Below are 15,142 nucleotides of genomic sequence, written 5' to 3' on the forward strand. Positions count from 1 at the left end.
ATGGGCGCGAGACAGGGCATGCGACGGGACACGGACGGACATCGCGGCGGCAGGCGGACCAGGCGCCTCTTCGAATACGGCGAGTTGCGCCTGCTCATCCTGTCGATGATCGCCGAACAGCCGCGCCATGGCTACGAGCTGATCAAGGCCATCGACGCGCGCTTCGACGGCGCCTACACCCCCAGTCCCGGCGTCATCTACCCCACCCTGTCGTGGCTGGAAGACATGGGCTATGCGCAAGTCGAGCCCGACGAGAGCGGTCGAAAGCGCGCCCGGCTGACCGCCGAGGGCGCGGCCTTTCTCGCAGCCAACCGCGCAGCGGCGGACGACCTGTTGGCCCGCAAGCCCCCGGCCTTCCACCGGGGCAACGCGCCGAAGGAGATCGTTGCCGCCATGGACGAGATCAAGATTGCCCTGCGCCGCCGGATGGCGGCGGAGGGTGCCGACGACACGCTCATCGCCACGCTTGCCGCGCAGCTACGAGACACCGCCCGGGCCATCGCAGGCGACACGCCGGATGCGCCCGCAGACGAAAGCTGACAGCAGGGACTGCCCATGGAAAATGTCATCACACGCCACAAGCACGAGCTGAAGCGCCGCACCCTGAGGGTGCGCGAGACCGAACGACTCACCCCTCACATGATCCGCATCACGCTGGACGGGCCCGAGCTCGACGGCTTCACCAGCCTCGGCGCGGACGACCACATCAAGCTTTTCTTCCCCGGCCCCGAGGCCGACAAGCCGCAGATGCGCGACTATACCCCGCGCCGCTACGACGCCGAGGCGGGCACGCTGGTGCTCGACTTCGCCATCCACGATGCCGGCCCGGCAACGGACTGGGCCGAGAGTGCCGCCCCCGGAGACACGCTGCGCATCGGCGGGCCGCGCGGCTCGGCGGTGATCGCACCGGTCTTCGACTGGTACCTGCTGATCGGGGACGAGACCGCCCTGCCCGCCATCGGCCGCCGCATCGAGGAGTTGCCCGAGGGTGTCACCGCGATCACCCTCGCGGCGGTGCCCGGGCCGGAAGACGAGCAGCGCTTCGAGAGCGCCGCGACCCAAAAGCCCCACTGGCTGCATCGTCCGGTTGCTCAGGCGCATGAGCCGGAGATCCTGCTCGAGGCGGCCCGCGCGCTGACCCTCCCGGAAGGCCGCGGCTTCGTCTGGATCGCCGCCGAAGCACAGGTCGCCCGCGCGCTCAAGCTGCACTTCCTCGACGAGCGGCAGCATCCCCCGCACTGGCTCAAGGCCGCGGGCTACTGGGTGAAGGGCGGCGCCGGCACAAGCGACAAGGCGCTCGACTGACACCGGGCCTGCCAGGGGCTACCGTGCAAAAATCAGAGGCCGGGCGCCACGCCGCGCCCGGCCTCTTGCTGTGTAATGCTCGTCGCCCGTGACCGGGATCAGGGTTTGGCGTAGCGGGCCGCGAATCCCTGCAGGCCGACCCGCGCCCGCGAGCCGCCCGACGGCGGTGTCCGGCGCTCTTGCTTGCGCGTGACAATCCCGGCGAACAGGATCAGCGCGATCACCGGAGATATGATGAGAAGGCCAATGGCCAAGCCGATCAGATAAAGTTCCATGATAGTTCCTCCCTTGGAATCAACGCTATCACGGATCCGTGGCGACACAATGCCGCATTTTCATTTTCGACATCGCCTTTGCAGCGGCAGCATTTGACGCTGCGCTGCGGCACGCAGCCTCGCCCGCCTTGGAAACGGAAAGCGCCGGCCCGTGGAAGCGGGCCGGCGCAGAGCTGGCAAACAAGGGTTCGGGTGCGGCGGCTCAGTCGGCGATCGAACCTTCGTCGTCGCCACGCTCGTGCATCTTGGCGCGCACCAGCCGGCCAACGATCAGCGGCATGACGAAGCCGATGATGGCGATCGCCCAGAGCGTCAGCGACAGCGGGCTGTCGAAAAGCGTGAACCAGTTGCCGTTGTCGATGGTGATGGCGCGGCGCAGGTTGTTCTCCATGGTGTTGCCGAGCAGCGTGCCGAGGATGATCGGCACCAGCGGCACGTCGAACTTGCGCAGCAGCCAGCCCATCACCCCGAAGCCGATCATCACCAGCAGATCGAAGCTCGAGCCCGAGATGCCGTAGATGCCGACGAAGCTGACCATCGCCACCACCGGCATCAGGATGCGCGGAGGCACCATCAGCACGCGGGTGAAGATGCCCACCATCGGGATGTTCAGCGCAAGCAGCATGAAGTTCGCGATGAAGAGCGCTGCGATCAGGCCCCAGACCACATCGGGGTTGTTGGCAAAGAGCAACGGGCCGGGGGTGATGTTCAGCGACAGCAGCACCGCGAGCAGCACCGCCGTGGTGCCCGACCCGGGCACGCCAAGCGCCAGCATCGGCACCAGCGCACCGCCGGCGGCGGCGTTGTTGCCCGCCTCGGGGGCCGCGACGCCGCGCGGATCGCCCTTGCCGAAGGTGCCCTCCTTGTCGACCAGGCGCTTCTCCATCGAGTAGGAGATGAACGAGCCCAGCGAGGCGCCCGCGCCCGGCAGCACGCCGGCGATGAAGCCGAGGATCGAGGTGCGCAGCATGGTCGGGGTGCACTGCTTGATCATCGACATGGGCGGGGTCAGACGGCCGACCTTCAGCTGACCCGAAGTGGCATCGGCATCGCCGTGACGGTGCTCGAGGAAGATGAACACTTCCGACAGCGCGAAGAGACCGACGATGGCGACGAGGAAGTCGAGACCGTCATAGAGGTGCACCTCGCCGAAGGTGAAGCGCGGCACGCCGGTCTGGGTGTCGACACCGATCATCGCGAGGCCAAGGCCGAGCATGGCGGCAAAGGCCGACTTCGCCTGGTTCGTCGAGGAGACCCCGCCCAGCGTCGCGAAGGCGAGCGCGAAGAGCGCGAAATACTCCGCCGGCCCGAAGAGCAGCGCGATCTTCACCAGCTGCGGCGCCAGCAGGATCAGGCCCCAGGTGGCGATAAAGGCCCCGACGAAGGAGGCGATGCCGGAAAGCGAGAGCGCCTCGCCGGCCATACCTTTCTTGGCCATCGGGTGACCGTCGAGCACGGTCATCATGGCAGGCTCGTCGCCGGGAATGCCCAGCAGGATCGAGCTGATCCGCCCGCCGTACATGGCGCCGTAATAGACCGAGGTCAGCAAGATCAGCGAAGGCGTGGGCCCAAGGCCCAACGTGAAGGCCAGCGGGATCAGAATCGCGACGCCGTTCGACGGGCCTAGCCCCGGCAGCGCCCCCATGATGGTGCCAAGAAAGCAGCCCAGCAGCGCGAGGCCGAGGTTCTGCAGGGTGAGGGCGACGGCAAAACCGTCTCCGAGATTGGCAAGAACGTCCATTGCGGCCTCCTCCTCAGAAACCCAGCGGGCCGCGGGCAAGCGACAGGCCCAGCAGCAGATGGAAGACCACGTAGATGCCGACCGAGGTCAGCACGCCGATCAGCAGCGACGACAGCACCGGGCTGCCGAGGCGCCAGGTGAGATAAGCCGATGCCACGGCGGTGGCGGTGACGAAGCCCGCGATGGGCAGGAATTCGGCATAGAGGATCATCACGACGACCGCCGCGAGGATCTCGACGAGCCGTCCCAGGGAGGGCCACTCGGGATCAGCGTCGGGCCGGAGCGCGATGACGATCGACGACAAGCCGAGGATGGCGGCGATGATCAGCGGGAAGGCCTTGGGTCCGACCTCGTCAGAGAGGAAGCTCTCCTCGATCTGCAGCGCGGCCCAGGCGAAGAAGATGGCGAGCGCCAGGCCGAAAAGGCCGAAGATGCGGTCACTCATGGTGTCCCCCGAAATTTGCGTGGAAGGGTAGATATGTCCGGCAGGCCCCCGGAGTGACAGGGGCCCGCCGGTGCGCGCGTGGGATCAGATCACTTGATGATGCCGATCTCGCGCGAGATGTCCTGGATCTCGCTCACGCTGTTCTGGACGAACTGCTCGAAGTCCGCGCCCTGAAGGTCGAGCGGCGCAAGACCGTTGTTGGCCATGATTTCCTTCCACTCGTCCGACGCGTAGAGCTTGCCGATCTTCTTGACCCAGGCGTCATAGGCCGCGTCGCTCATGCCGCCCGGCGCGTAGAAACCGCGCCAGTTCGCACCGATAGCGTCGACGCCCTGCTCCTTGGCAGTCGGGAAGTCGGCGAAATCGCCTTCGAGACGCTCGGGTGCGAGCACTGCGATGACCCGGATGTCCCCCGAGTCGACAAAGCCCTTGGCTTCCGAGGCGTCGCCGGTGAAGGCCTGCACCGAGCCCGCGAGCAGCTGGGTCACCGCCTCGCCGCCGCCGTCGAAGGCGACGTATTTGACCGTGCGCACGTCCTCGATGCCATAGGCCGAGGCCGCGATCAGCACTTTCAGGTGGTCCCAGCCGCCCACGGCCGAGCCGCCGGCCACGGAGATCGAGCGCGGGTCCGTCTTGATCTTGTCGAGCAGCTGCGGCAGCGTCTCGATCTCGCTGTCCGCCGAGACCGCGATCACGCCGTAGTCGGCGCCGATCGAGGCCAGCCAGCGCACCTGGTCGGTGGTGTTGCCCGGGTAGGCGCCCTGCGCCAGGCGGGTTGCGGTGGCCGAGCTGGCCGCGACGATCAGGTCATTGTCGTCCGCGCGCTTGTTGACCACCTCGGCAAAGGCCACGCCGCCGCCGCCACCGGCGAGGTTGACGACCTGCATGGTCTTGCCGATCAGCCCGAGATCCTGAAGCTCCTTGCCGACCTGGCGGCAGGTGAAGTCCCAGCCGCCGCCGGGGTTGGCGGGCGCGATGCACTCGGGGTTCTCGGGGGTGAAGTCCTGAGCCTGGGCGGCAAGAGCCGAGACGCCGAGAACGGTCGCGGCAATCAGGCCGCGGGTTGCATTGATAAACATGGTATCCTCCTCATTGTCGGCCGCCGAACCGATACGCGCCGGCGCCGTCTTCTCCCCGCGGAACCTGACTGCGCTTTGCAGCCTCCCCGGTTGCGGGTTAAGACGTGTATCTAAGCCACGAAGCTGTCACGAACCTGTCAGATGCCCTCCCGCGCATGTGGACGCGTCGTCAACCAGCCCGGGGCCGAGGGGAGGGACGAGTCTCATGCGTGTGCTGATGGTCGAGGACGCGAGCGATCTGGCGGAAGGCGTCGCCGCGCGACTGGCGCAGTCGGGCATCGTCTGCGACGTCGCAGACTGTCTCGAGGCGGCGCGCGATTTCCTCGCGGTGCAGGCCTATGACGCGCTCGTGCTCGACATCAACCTGCCCGACGGCTCTGGCCTGCGCTTCCTGCGCGAGCTGCGCGCCTCGGGGGCCCGCACGCCGGTGCTGATGCTGACCGCGCTGGTGTCGGTGGACGACCGGGTGAGCGCCCTCGACCTCGGCGCCGACGACTATCTTGGCAAGCCCTTCGACCAGCGCGAGCTCGAGGCACGGCTGCGGGCGCTGATCCGCCGCGAGGCCGACCAGAAGGGCGCCGAGATCGTGCTCGGCCCGCTCTCCTTCTCGCCCGCCGGGCAGAGCGCCACCCTCGACGGCAAGCGACTCGAGCTGACCGCCCGCGAGGCGGCGCTGCTTGGCGTCTTCCTGCGCCACCAGGGCCAATACCTGGGCAAGGCGCGGCTCTATGATTCCCTCTACGGTTTTGGCGACGCGGACGTCGGGGTGAACGCCATCGAGCTTTACATTGCGCGGCTGCGCAAAAAACTTGCGGGCAGCCCTGTCGGCATCGCCACCCAGCGCGGCATCGGCTACCGGATCGACCTTGATGGCTGAACCTGCGCCCCCCTCCGCCAGCGGCCCGCCCAGGGTGCCGCCCAAGGTGCCAGCCAGTCAGACACCCAGCCTTCCGCCCAGCCTGGCCTCGCGGGTGCTCAAGGCGGTGTTGCTGATCCTTCTGGCCGGCGGGTTGCTGGTGGCGGGCGCGACGCTCTACAACGGCCGGCTGGCGGCACGGCAATCCTACGACCGCATCCTGCTGGGCGCGGCGCGGGACATCGCCGGCTCGATCCACATCCAGTCCGGGCGGCCCATCGTCGACCTGCCGGTCTCGGCCTTCGAGCTCTTGGCGCAGGCGCCGGAGGACCGCATCCACTACGCCGTACGCGGCCCCGGCAACACGCTGATCACCGGGCTCGACGAGACCGACATCGCGCCCCCCGCCCGCCGCGGCGGCGCCAGCTCCGGCCCCGAGTTCTTCGACGCCCGGCTCAACGGCGAACCCGCCCGTTTCGTCCGGGTCACCCGCCGCTTCGCCGAGCGCGACTTCTCGGGCAGCATCTCGGTCACCGTTGGGCAGACCCTGCGCGCGCGGCAGGCGATGGCCCTCGGGCTGACGCTCGACACCGTGCTGCCGATGCTGCTGGCGGGGCTCGCGCTCTTGGTCATGTCCTGGCTGGTCACCCGCTCGGCGCTGCGCCCGCTCGAGGCGATGTCCGAGGATCTTGCGGCGCGCGACCCCTACGACCTGACCCCCGTGCCCACCGATGGTCTGCCGCGCGAGCTGACGGTGATGCTCGAGGCGATGAACCGCTTCATGGGCCGTCTCGACCGGCAGATGGAAGGCATGCGCCACCTGATCTCGGACGCCGCCCACCAGCTGCGCACCCCTGTCGCGGCGATCCGGGTGCAGGCCGAGGCGATGCAGGACCAGCCCGACGACGCGCTGCGCGCCCGCGCGCTGAGCCGGCTGCTGACCCGCACCCGCTCGCTGGGATCGCTGCTCGACCAGCTGCTGTCGCGCGCCCTCGTCAGCCATCGCAGCGAAAGCGTCCCGCGCGCGCCGCTCGACCTGCGCGAGGTGGCGCTGGAGGTGGTCGAGCGCGGCGATCACGAGCTGCTGGCGCCCGAAGCCGAGCTGCGGCTCGAGATCGGCGAGGAGCCGGTGATGGTCCGGGCCGATGCCTTCTCGGTCGGAGAGGCCGCCAAGAACCTGCTGGTCAACGCGCTGAAGCACGGCGCCTCGCCCATCGCAATCGGCGCCGAGCTCCGCGGCACCGAGGCGGCGCTCTGGGTCAGGGACGCAGGCGCCGGTCCCGCGCCCGAAATTGCCGCCCGCCTCGGCCAGCGCTTCGAGCGCAGCACCGCCTCTCACGAAGACAGCGCCGGGCTGGGCCTTGCCATCGTCGCCTCGGTGGCGGCGGCCTTCGGCGGACGGATCGCGCTTGAATACCCCGGCGGCGGCTTTCGCATCGCGCTGCTGCTGCCCGCCGCCCCGCAAGAGGACGCGCCCGAATGAAGACCCGCCTGCTGCCATTGCTGGTGCTCGCCCTCGGGCTTGCCCTGCCCTGCATCGGCTCCGCGCAGGAGCGGGTGGAGAGTTTCGGCAAAGGCGCCACCGAGCTCACCCTGCGCTCGACCACCGACATCGACATCATCGAGCCGGTGATCGCACGTTTCGCCGAGCTGAACCCGGACCTGTCGCTGCGGTACGAGCAATGGGGCTCGAACAACCTCTACGCCGGCAGCCGCGCCGCCTGCGCCGGGCGCGCCGCCCCCGCCGACGCGCTGCTCTCGTCGGGCGCGCACCACATGCTCGCGCTGGTCAACGCCGCCTGCGCCCATCCCTACCGCTCACCGGCCACCACCGCCCTGCCCGCCGAGCGGCGCTGGCGCGACGAGCTCTGGGGGATCACCGAGGAACCGGCGGTGATCATCTACAACACCGAGGCGCTCTCGGCCGAAGACGTTCCGCGCACCCGCTTCGCCCTGCTCGATTTGATGCGCAAGAAGCCCGAGCTGCTGCGCAGCCGCATCGCCACCTACGACATCGAGGATTCCGGCCTTGGCTATCTCTTCGCCCATGCCGACAGCCTCGAGGCCACCACATTCGGCGCCATGCTCGAGGGTTTCTCGCGGATCGGGGCGATCGCCACCTGCTGCTCGCTGTCGATCATCGACGGGGTCTCGGAGGGGCGCTACTACATCGCCTACAACGTGCTCGGCTCCTACGCCGAGGCCCGCGCCGCACCCAACGTCGGCATCATCCTGCCCGAGGATTACACGCTGATGATGTCCCGCGCCTACATGATTCCCAAGGGCGCCCCCCACCCCGAGGCAGCGCAGCGGCTGCTCGATTTCCTGCTGTCACCTGAGGCGCAGGGAATGCTGGCCGATCTCGGGCTGGTCGCCGCCACCGATCCCTCCGAGACCAGCCTGCTGCCAAGCGCCCGGCGCTTGATCGCGCTTTCGCCGCCGCTGCTTCTGGCGCTCGACCGCAGCACGCGCGAGCGGCTGTTCCGGCTGTGGGACGAGGCCTTTTCGGCGGATGCGGGATGAGGTACCACAGGCGCTTGCAATGCAGCCCGCAGTCGGGCTTGATGGATCAAACAAGGACAGGGCCATGATGCGACATGCCATCTTCGGCGCCGCGCTGCTGGCGCTGGCGGCCTGCGCCGCGAGACAACCAACCGAGGCAGAGGTGCTCTCGGTGGCCTGCTCGGCGGGCATCAACGAGGCCTGCGGCTATCTCTCCCGCGGCATGTCGGTGACCGGCAAGCCACTCTGAGCCGCGCCCCGACAGGCGGCGCGCCGAGGCCTCCAATTCTTCTAAGCCAAGGTATCCCGGGGCAGTCCGTGCCGTGCACGGGGTCGGAGTTCGCCCTTTTTCGCGCTTGGGTACAAGCGCGGGGCGGCCGAAACCGCCCCTGCAGTGCGATCAGGCCGCCGGCATCCGCCGTTCGATGATTTCCGCCCACCACGAGCAGCCAGCCGGGATGGCCTCGTCGTTGAAGTTGTACTTGGGATGGTGCACCGCCGCCGTGTCGCCGTTGCCGACGAGGATATAGGCGCCCGGCCGCTCTTCGAGCATGAAGGCGAAATCCTCGCCGCCCATGACCAGCGGCGCATCCGCGCAATCGCCCGAGACCGCGCGCGCCACATCGGCGGCGAATTCGGTCTGCTCCTCGGAGTTGACCATGACCGGGTAATTGCGGGTGTAATCCACCGTGGCCACGCAGCCGAGCGCCGCGGCCATGCCGGTGCAGATCTCGGTGATGCGGGTTTCGGCAAGATCGCGGTTCTCGGGCGCCAGCGTCCGCACCGTGCCGCGCAGCGTGACCTTCTGCGGGATCACGTTGAAGGCCTTCGAGGAGGTCTCGAAGCTGGTCACCGACACGACGATCTCGGTCACCGGGTTGGCATTCCGCGCAGCAATGGTCTGCAGGGCGGTGACGATCTGCGCCGAGGCGACTGTGGGATCGATCGTCTCATGCGGTTTGGCGGCGTGACCGCCCTTGCCCTCGATGGTGACCTCGAAGACGTCGGTCGCGGCAAAGAAAGCGCCGGGGCGGATGGCGAACTGTCCCACGGGCACGCCGGGCCAGTTGTGCATGCCGTAGACCTCCTGGATGTTCCAGCGGTCCATCATGCCGTCGTCGCACATCTCCTTGCCGCCGCCGCCACCCTCTTCGGCGGGCTGGAAGATCACCACGGCGGTGCCGTCGAAATTGCGTGTCTCGGCAAGGTACTTGGCGGCGCCGAGCAGCATCGCGGTGTGGCCGTCGTGGCCGCAGGCGTGCATCGCGCCCGGGGTCTTCGAGGCATAGTCGAGCCCCGTGTCCTCGAGGATCGGCAGCGCGTCCATGTCGGCGCGCAGACCGATGACCTTGCCCGAGGCGTCGCTCTTGCCCTTGATCACCCCCACCACGCCGGTGCGGCCGATCCCCTCGACCACCTCGTCGCAGCCGAAGGCGCGCAGCTTCTCGGCAACCAGCGCCGAGGTGCGGTGGGTCTCGAAGAGGATCTCGGGGTTCTCGTGGAGGTCGCGGCGCCAGTCGGTGATCTCGGACTGAAGCTCGGCGAAACGGTTCTTGACGGGCATCGAAGTGCGTCCCTGTTGTTTGATCATATTTCGCGCGGAGCCTGCCACCGGCGTCGCGGCGTGGCAAGCGGAGCCGGGCGTGACCCTAGGGAAAACAGCGCGCGCCGCCGTCTTGTTCAGCGCCCCGCCCCGCCGGTCAGAGGTTCGGCCCGGGCACCAGCTTGCTGCCGTCCGAGAAGCGCGACAGGCGGAAGCGCGTCAGGTCATGGCCCGGGTCCCTGCCCTGCGCCATGTCCGCGACAACCCGCCCGAAGCCCGGCCCGATGCCGAAGCCGTGGCCGCACATGCCCGTGGCCACGATCAGCCCGGGGATCTGCGCCACGTTATCGACGACCGGCACCACGTCCGGCATGACGTCGATCATCCCCGCCCAGCTCGCCTGCAGCGGCACCTCGCCCATCTCTGGGAAGTGCTGCGCAAACTGCGCGCGGGTCGCGGCAACCTTGCCCGCGTTGGGTTCAGGCGAGAGGATGCGCATCCGCTCGAAGGGGCTTTGCTCGTCGTCGCGCCAGCTGCGCGGCGTGCCCCAGGCGTCCGGATAGCCCGCCGGCGCCTTGGCCCGGAAGTGCACGTCGAAGCTGCCCTGCCGGGCCAGCGCAAGGTAGGGGCGCGCGTGGCGCAGCGCGTCGGGACCGACGAAGAGCTCGGAAAAGGCCGAGGGCGCCAGCGTGTAGCCGCCATCGGCGCGCGGCCGGAAGGCCAGCACGTCATCCACCGCCGCCTTGTTGACCACCTGCGGCAGCGGCGCGGTGGCCATGGCCGTCGAGCGCACCGAGAGTTGCGGGATCGACATGCCGTGACGCTTGAGAAACAGCCCCGACCAGGCCCCGCCCGCAAGCACCGCCTGCTCGCAGCGCACCGTCCCCGCCTCGGTGACCACGCCGGTGATCTGTCCGCCGCTCCGCTCGAGCCCGCGCACCGCGCAGCGCTCGCGCACGATGACCCCTTCCGAGGCCGCCAGCCGCGCCAGCTCGGGCACCGCCTGCCAAGGCTCGCCCTTCATGTCGGTGGGCGTGTGCAACATACCGACCCAAGGGCTGTCCGTGGCCCCGATTTGCGCCTTGGTCTGCTCAGCATCCAGCAACTCGGAGCTGACGCCGAGCGGCTTGGCCTGCTCAAGCCAGCCGGCAAAATTCTCCATCTCGGCGCGGCTCTTGGCGAGGTAGCCGACGCCCACAGTGCGGATGCCGAGCCGTCCCTCGCAGAGCGCATCCAGCTCCTGCCAGAGGTCCTGCGCCTCGAGCGCAATCGGGATCTCGGCCATGTCTCGGCCCTGCACCCGGATCCAGCCCCAGTTGCGCGAGCTCTGCTCGGCGGCGATGCGGCCCTTTTCCAACAGCACCACCTTCAGCCCGGCACGGTTGGCAAAAAGCGCCGTACAGGTGCCGATGACACCGCCGCCGATGACCACCAGATCGGCGGCCTCGGGCAGCGCGCCCTCGTGGGCGACGGGGCCTTCGTCGCGAAACGGGAAGACCACGCTCATGCCAACCGCTCCAGCAGGCGCTCCATGAAGGCCTGCCCGGCCTCCAGCTGAGAGACCTCGATATATTCGTCCGGCTGGTGCGCGATGCCGATGTCGCCCGGTCCGCAAACCACCACGTCGTAGCCGCCGTTCTGGAAATGGCTGGCCTCGGTGCCGTAGCTGACGTGGCGCTTGGCATTGTCGCCGGTGATCTGTCGCACCATCTCCTCGGCGCGGTTGTCCGCGGTCGGGGCGAAGGGCGGCAGGTGGAAGGCATCGCGGACCTCGATCCAGGCCTCGGGGCGCACCTTCTGCATTTCCGCGTTCAGTTCGGCGACCTTGTCCAGCAGCCGCCCTTTCCAATAGGCCGGGTCCTCCCCCGGCACCACGCGGAAGCCAAGCGGGAACCAGCAGTCCTTGGCGGTGATGTTCTGCGCCGTGCCGCCGCGGATCTGCCCGACGTGCACGTTGGTGTAGGGCGGGGTGAAGAGCGCCGCCACTGGCCCCGGCTCGCCAGCCGCGTTCTCCGCGTTGACCGCGTTGCACCAGTCGATGAGCTTGGCACCCCACATGATGGCCGAGACGCCGGTCTCGAGAATCGAGCTGTGCACCTCGACGCCGTGAACATGCACCTCGAAGCTGATGCCGCCCTTGTGGCCAGTCACCGGCTTCAGCATGGTCGGCTCGCCCACGATCACGGCGCTGGCTTTCGGCACCACCCCCTGCATCGCCGCCACGAGATCGATCGCCCCCTCGCAGCCGATCTCCTCGTCATAACTGAACGCCAGCTGCAGCGGCCGCGTCACGCCCCGGTGCCGTGCCTCGACCAGCGCCCAGATCGCCAGAGCGTCGAATGCCTTCATGTCCGTCGAGCCGCGCCCGTAAAGCCGCCCCTCCCGCTCGGTGAGCGTGAACGGATCCGAGCTCCAGTCCTGCCCCTCGACCGGCACCACGTCCGTGTGCCCCGACAGCACCACGCCGCCCTCGGCCTCGGGGCCGACATGGGCAAAGAGCGCCGCCTTCAACTCGGGCTCGGAGGGCTTGGCGTGGCGGTGGCTCTCGATGCCGTGGCTGGCAAGATACGCCTGGGTCCAGTCGATGAGATCGAGGTTGGTTCCGCTGCTCACGGTGGGAAAGGAAACGAGCTTCTCGAGAAGCGCGCGCGGGGATAGCCGGGAAGTCATGGGGCGTCCTTGGTCTGTCTTTGCGGCAGACCTAAACGCGCCTTGGTTCCGATCACAAGGGGGAGCGGGGCCCAAGCCCCGGTATTCGCGCCGAGAAAGGACGCGATTGCCCGTTCCTCAGCCGCGCGCGACGCCCCGGCCCGACGCGGCCCAGGCCAGCCCGTCGACCACTGCTGTGAAAGCCTCGGAGCGGCGCAGCGCGGCGCCCGGGCACACCGCCCGCGCTTCGCCCTCGACCAGCGCCATCAGGCTCGAGCCCCCGACGAGAACCACGCTGTCCACCTGCGCGGGCGAGACCTGCGCCAGCATCAGCGTCTCGTAGATCGCTATGCGCAGCGCCTCTCGCGCCTCGGAAAGCGCCGCGTTGAGCGTGCCCGGCGTGACCCGCGCTCCGAGCCCCGGCTCGATCATTCCCATGGCGATCTGCGCGCCTGCCGTACCGGAGTTGGCCTCGATCTTGCCGCGCTCCACGGCGAAGGCCAGCTCGTGCCCGAGCTCGTCGGTGATCACCGTCTGCAGGCGTTTCATGGCTTGTGGCTCGACTGCGTGGCGCAGCATGTCGGCCACTGCCCGTTCGGTGTCGCGGTTGTAGAGGAAGGGGATCTTCGCCCAGGTCGAGAGATCAACGTAGAGCGCATTCGGCACCGGCAGAAGCCCCTCGCCGAAGTCGCGCCGCAGTTCGCCCCCGAGACCCAGCAGCGGCATGGCGTGGCGCATGGAGACCGCATGGTCAAAATCCGTGCCGCCGAGGCGGATGCCATGGCTGGCGGTGATGGCGATGCCGTCGCCCTCGCTGCGGAAGACGGTGAAGTCCGAGGTGCCGCCGCCGATGTCGACGATGAGCCCGATACCGCCGGTGCCCTCGGCGATGCGGCTCGCCAGCGCTGCCGCCTCCGGCTCGAACATCATGTCGACGCTCTCGAAGCCCGCCGCGAGATAACATCCGCGCAGGTCTTGCTCGGCCCGCGCGTCACGCTCTGCATCGCTGGTGTGGAAATGCACCGGCCGCCCCGAGAGCGCGCGGGTGAAGCGGCGCCCGGACTGCGCCTCGGCCCGCGTCTTCATCTCGGCAAGAAACGCCGTGACGATGTCCGCCAGCGTGCGGCGCGTCCCGCCGATCAGTCGCTTTTCGTGAAAGAGCGTGGTGCCGAGCACGCTTTTCAGCGCGCGCATGTAGCGCCCTTCCTCGCCGGCGATCAGCGCCTCCGAGGCCGCCGCGCCAATGCGCATGCCGCCCTCTTCGGGAAAGAACACAGCGGTGGGCAGGGTCTCGGCCCCGGTCTCGATCTCCAGCAGGCGCACCGCACCGCGCTCGACGATCCCCGCCGCCGAGTTGGAGGTTCCGAAATCGACAGCCAGGCAGTCGCCGCCCGAATAGTCCGCATCAGCCATGACATGCTCCCCGAGGATGGAAAGCCGCCCGGCTACCGAAAACGCAAACCTGGGGCAAGGCCGAAACGCCCGCCCCTTCTTCTGGGCAATTAAATCTTGGCGGAGGCCGCACAGCGGATGGTGGCGGCGTTCCCGAGGGACGTTGGGACCGCTCGGCGAGAACGACCGGACGCGCCTGCTCTCGGCGGCCTTGCGGCGAGGGGGATCAGCCCTTCGCCGCGGCCTTCTTGTCAGAGGCCTTGGCGGCCTCTTTCTGGTCCGCGGGCAGCTCGATGTTGATTTCGAGACTGGAGACGTCGCCGATGGAATCCATGCGGATTCCAACGGCATCGTCACTCACCTGCACGTAGCGCTTGATCGCCTCGACGATGTCGCGCTGCAGCAGCGGCAAGAAATCGGCGCTGGGACCCGACCCGCGCTCATGCGCGAGAAGGATCTGCAGACGCTCCTTGGCCTGGACCGAGGACTTGGGCTTGCGGTTGAAGGTGAACCCGAAAAGATTCATGCGCTCCTCCCGAAGAGACGTGACATCAGGCCCGGGACCTTCTCGCCTTCGATCTTCATCGGGATGTCCTCGCCATCGAGGCGCGCGACGGCTTCCTCGTAGGCGGTGGCGGCGCGGGACTTCTCGTTGAGGATCACCGGCACGCCGACGTTCGAGGCGCGCAGGACCGCGGGGCTTTCCGGGATCACGCCGAGCAGCGGGATCGCGAGGATTTCCAGCACGTCCTCGACCGACATCATCTCGCCGTCGCCCGAGCGTTTCGGGTCGAAGCGGGTGAGCAGCAGGTGGCTCTTGATCTGGTCTTCCTCGCCGCGCTCGGCGCGGGCGGTCTTCGAGCTCAGCAGGCCGAGCATCCGGTCGCTGTCGCGCACCGAGGAGACCTCGGGGTTGGTCACGACCACGGCCTCGTCGGCGTAGTACATGGCCAGTTGCGCGCCGCGCTCGATGCCCGCCGGGCTGTCGCAGATGATGTAGTCGAATTCCTCGCGGAGCTCGTTCAGCACCTTCTCGACGCCTTCCTGCGTGAGCGCGTCCTTGTCGCGCGTCTGCGAGGTCGGCAGCACGTAGAGGTTGTCGAGCCGGCGGTCGCGGATCAGCGCCTGGTTCAGCTTGGCGTCGCCCTGGATCACGTTGATGAAATCGAACACGACCCGGCGCTCGCAGCCCATGATCATGTCGAGGTTGCGCAGACCCACGTCGAAGTCGATCACGACGGTGCGGTGCCCGCGCGATGCGAGACCGGCGCTGATGGCAGCCGAGGACGTGGTCTTGCCCACGCCACCCTTGCCCGAGGTCACAACGATTACTTTGCTCACTGGCGGCTCCTGTT

16 protein-coding genes are annotated in these 15,142 nt (G+C 68.4%); 6 read left to right on the forward strand and 10 right to left on the reverse strand.

Going from position 1 to position 15,142, the window contains the following annotated elements; translation table 11 throughout:
* Positions 1–18 precede the first annotated feature (18 nt).
* Both G0D83_RS08330 and G0D83_RS08335 read left to right on the forward strand, forming a co-directional pair.
* Positions 19–540 carry a PadR family transcriptional regulator gene (locus G0D83_RS08330; protein ID WP_235940280.1) on the forward strand — a complete coding sequence of 174 codons (522 nt, stop codon included), beginning with the start codon at positions 19–21 and terminating at the stop codon, positions 538–540.
* Between the two features lie 15 nt (positions 541–555).
* Positions 556–1,305 carry a siderophore-interacting protein gene (locus tag G0D83_RS08335; protein ID WP_164191949.1) on the forward strand — a complete coding sequence of 250 codons (750 nt, stop codon included), beginning with the start codon at positions 556–558 and terminating at the stop codon, positions 1,303–1,305.
* A 98-nt stretch (positions 1,306–1,403) separates the two neighbouring features.
* Here G0D83_RS08335 and G0D83_RS08340 read toward each other — a convergent pair whose 3' ends face one another.
* The 4 genes from G0D83_RS08340 to G0D83_RS08355 all read right to left on the reverse strand — a co-directional run bounded on the left by G0D83_RS08340 (position 1,404) and on the right by G0D83_RS08355 (position 4,845).
* On the reverse strand, positions 1,404–1,580 hold the full coding sequence (locus G0D83_RS08340; protein WP_159099563.1) for a hypothetical protein: 177 nt from the start codon (positions 1,578–1,580) through the stop codon (positions 1,404–1,406).
* A gap of 202 nt (positions 1,581–1,782) precedes the next feature.
* Positions 1,783–3,321, reverse strand: a complete 1,539-nt coding sequence (locus tag G0D83_RS08345) for a tripartite tricarboxylate transporter permease (protein WP_108965013.1) — start codon at positions 3,319–3,321, stop codon at positions 1,783–1,785.
* Between the two features lie 13 nt (positions 3,322–3,334).
* Positions 3,335–3,766 (reverse strand): tripartite tricarboxylate transporter TctB family protein, encoded by a 432-nt coding sequence (locus tag G0D83_RS08350; RefSeq protein WP_164191952.1) that lies wholly within the window; start codon positions 3,764–3,766, stop codon positions 3,335–3,337.
* 89 nt (positions 3,767–3,855) lie between these two features.
* Positions 3,856–4,845 (reverse strand): tripartite tricarboxylate transporter substrate binding protein, encoded by a 990-nt coding sequence (locus G0D83_RS08355; RefSeq protein WP_164191955.1) that lies wholly within the window; start codon positions 4,843–4,845, stop codon positions 3,856–3,858.
* 205 nt (positions 4,846–5,050) lie between these two features.
* Between G0D83_RS08355 and G0D83_RS08360 the strand changes: the two genes are divergently transcribed.
* The 4 genes from G0D83_RS08360 to G0D83_RS08375 all read left to right on the forward strand — a co-directional run bounded on the left by G0D83_RS08360 (position 5,051) and on the right by G0D83_RS08375 (position 8,453).
* Positions 5,051–5,722: a response regulator transcription factor gene (locus tag G0D83_RS08360; RefSeq protein WP_164191958.1), complete on the forward strand. Its 672-nt coding sequence runs from the start codon at positions 5,051–5,053 to the stop codon at positions 5,720–5,722.
* Entirely contained in the window at positions 5,715–7,184 is a 1,470-nt protein-coding gene (locus tag G0D83_RS08365) for a sensor histidine kinase (RefSeq protein ID WP_164191960.1), read from the forward strand. Before G0D83_RS08360 ends, G0D83_RS08365 begins: the two co-directional genes overlap by 8 nt.
* The gene (locus G0D83_RS08370; RefSeq protein WP_164191978.1) at positions 7,181–8,224 is read left to right on the forward strand and encodes an ABC transporter substrate-binding protein; all 1,044 of its coding nucleotides are present in this window, start codon (positions 7,181–7,183) and stop codon (positions 8,222–8,224) included. Before G0D83_RS08365 ends, G0D83_RS08370 begins: the two co-directional genes overlap by 4 nt.
* A 64-nt stretch (positions 8,225–8,288) precedes the next feature.
* On the forward strand, positions 8,289–8,453 hold the full coding sequence (locus G0D83_RS08375; RefSeq protein ID WP_159099562.1) for a hypothetical protein: 165 nt from the start codon (positions 8,289–8,291) through the stop codon (positions 8,451–8,453).
* Between the two features lie 150 nt (positions 8,454–8,603).
* On the opposite strand, the gene G0D83_RS08380 is transcribed toward G0D83_RS08375, so the two are convergent.
* The 6 genes from G0D83_RS08380 to minD form a co-directional block, all read right to left on the reverse strand.
* The gene (locus tag G0D83_RS08380; protein ID WP_164191982.1) at positions 8,604–9,767 is read right to left on the reverse strand and encodes a M20 aminoacylase family protein; all 1,164 of its coding nucleotides are present in this window, start codon (positions 9,765–9,767) and stop codon (positions 8,604–8,606) included.
* A 136-nt stretch (positions 9,768–9,903) separates the two neighbouring features.
* Complete coding sequence (locus tag G0D83_RS08385; RefSeq protein WP_164191986.1) at positions 9,904–11,253, reverse strand: FAD-binding oxidoreductase; 1,350 nt, start codon at positions 11,251–11,253, stop codon at positions 9,904–9,906.
* Positions 11,250–12,416 carry an acetylornithine deacetylase gene (gene argE / locus G0D83_RS08390; protein WP_164191989.1) on the reverse strand — a complete coding sequence of 389 codons (1,167 nt, stop codon included), beginning with the start codon at positions 12,414–12,416 and terminating at the stop codon, positions 11,250–11,252. The genes G0D83_RS08385 and argE overlap by 4 nt, the downstream gene beginning before the upstream one ends.
* Before the next feature lie 117 nt (positions 12,417–12,533).
* Positions 12,534–13,808: an Hsp70 family protein gene (locus tag G0D83_RS08395; RefSeq protein WP_164191993.1), complete on the reverse strand. Its 1,275-nt coding sequence runs from the start codon at positions 13,806–13,808 to the stop codon at positions 12,534–12,536.
* A gap of 205 nt (positions 13,809–14,013) precedes the next feature.
* Positions 14,014–14,313 carry a cell division topological specificity factor MinE gene (gene minE, locus G0D83_RS08400; RefSeq protein WP_108965003.1) on the reverse strand — a complete coding sequence of 100 codons (300 nt, stop codon included), beginning with the start codon at positions 14,311–14,313 and terminating at the stop codon, positions 14,014–14,016.
* On the reverse strand, positions 14,310–15,128 hold the full coding sequence (gene minD / locus G0D83_RS08405) for a septum site-determining protein MinD (RefSeq protein WP_095882785.1): 819 nt from the start codon (positions 15,126–15,128) through the stop codon (positions 14,310–14,312). Before minD ends, minE begins: the two co-directional genes overlap by 4 nt.
* Positions 15,129–15,142: the final 14 nt, after the last annotated feature.

The organism is Salipiger sp. PrR003, assembly GCF_010500785.1.
Classification (GTDB): Bacteria; Pseudomonadota; Alphaproteobacteria; order Rhodobacterales; family Rhodobacteraceae; genus Salipiger; species Salipiger pacificus_A.

What these genes read in the sequence shown, in the direction of transcription:
- G0D83_RS08365 (WP_164191960.1), top strand. Translation starts at nt 5,715, where the DNA reads ATGGCTGAACCTGCGCCCCCCTCCGCCAGCGGCCCGCCCAGGGTGCCG.
- G0D83_RS08345 (WP_108965013.1), bottom strand. Translation starts at nt 3,321, where the DNA reads ATGGACGTTCTTGCCAATCTCGGAGACGGTTTTGCCGTCGCCCTCACC.
- argE (WP_164191989.1), bottom strand. Translation starts at nt 12,416, where the DNA reads ATGACTTCCCGGCTATCCCCGCGCGCGCTTCTCGAGAAGCTCGTTTCC.
- G0D83_RS08355 (WP_164191955.1), bottom strand. Translation starts at nt 4,845, where the DNA reads ATGTTTATCAATGCAACCCGCGGCCTGATTGCCGCGACCGTTCTCGGC.
- G0D83_RS08360 (WP_164191958.1), top strand. Translation starts at nt 5,051, where the DNA reads ATGCGTGTGCTGATGGTCGAGGACGCGAGCGATCTGGCGGAAGGCGTC.
- G0D83_RS08350 (WP_164191952.1), bottom strand. Translation starts at nt 3,766, where the DNA reads ATGAGTGACCGCATCTTCGGCCTTTTCGGCCTGGCGCTCGCCATCTTC.
- minE (WP_108965003.1), bottom strand. Translation starts at nt 14,313, where the DNA reads ATGAATCTTTTCGGGTTCACCTTCAACCGCAAGCCCAAGTCCTCGGTC.
- G0D83_RS08385 (WP_164191986.1), bottom strand. Translation starts at nt 11,253, where the DNA reads ATGAGCGTGGTCTTCCCGTTTCGCGACGAAGGCCCCGTCGCCCACGAG.
- G0D83_RS08340 (WP_159099563.1), bottom strand. Translation starts at nt 1,580, where the DNA reads ATGGAACTTTATCTGATCGGCTTGGCCATTGGCCTTCTCATCATATCT.
- G0D83_RS08330 (WP_235940280.1), top strand. Translation starts at nt 19, where the DNA reads ATGCGACGGGACACGGACGGACATCGCGGCGGCAGGCGGACCAGGCGC.
- G0D83_RS08370 (WP_164191978.1), top strand. Translation starts at nt 7,181, where the DNA reads ATGAAGACCCGCCTGCTGCCATTGCTGGTGCTCGCCCTCGGGCTTGCC.
- G0D83_RS08380 (WP_164191982.1), bottom strand. Translation starts at nt 9,767, where the DNA reads ATGCCCGTCAAGAACCGTTTCGCCGAGCTTCAGTCCGAGATCACCGAC.
- G0D83_RS08335 (WP_164191949.1), top strand. Translation starts at nt 556, where the DNA reads ATGGAAAATGTCATCACACGCCACAAGCACGAGCTGAAGCGCCGCACC.
- G0D83_RS08375 (WP_159099562.1), top strand. Translation starts at nt 8,289, where the DNA reads ATGATGCGACATGCCATCTTCGGCGCCGCGCTGCTGGCGCTGGCGGCC.
- G0D83_RS08395 (WP_164191993.1), bottom strand. Translation starts at nt 13,808, where the DNA reads ATGGCTGATGCGGACTATTCGGGCGGCGACTGCCTGGCTGTCGATTTC.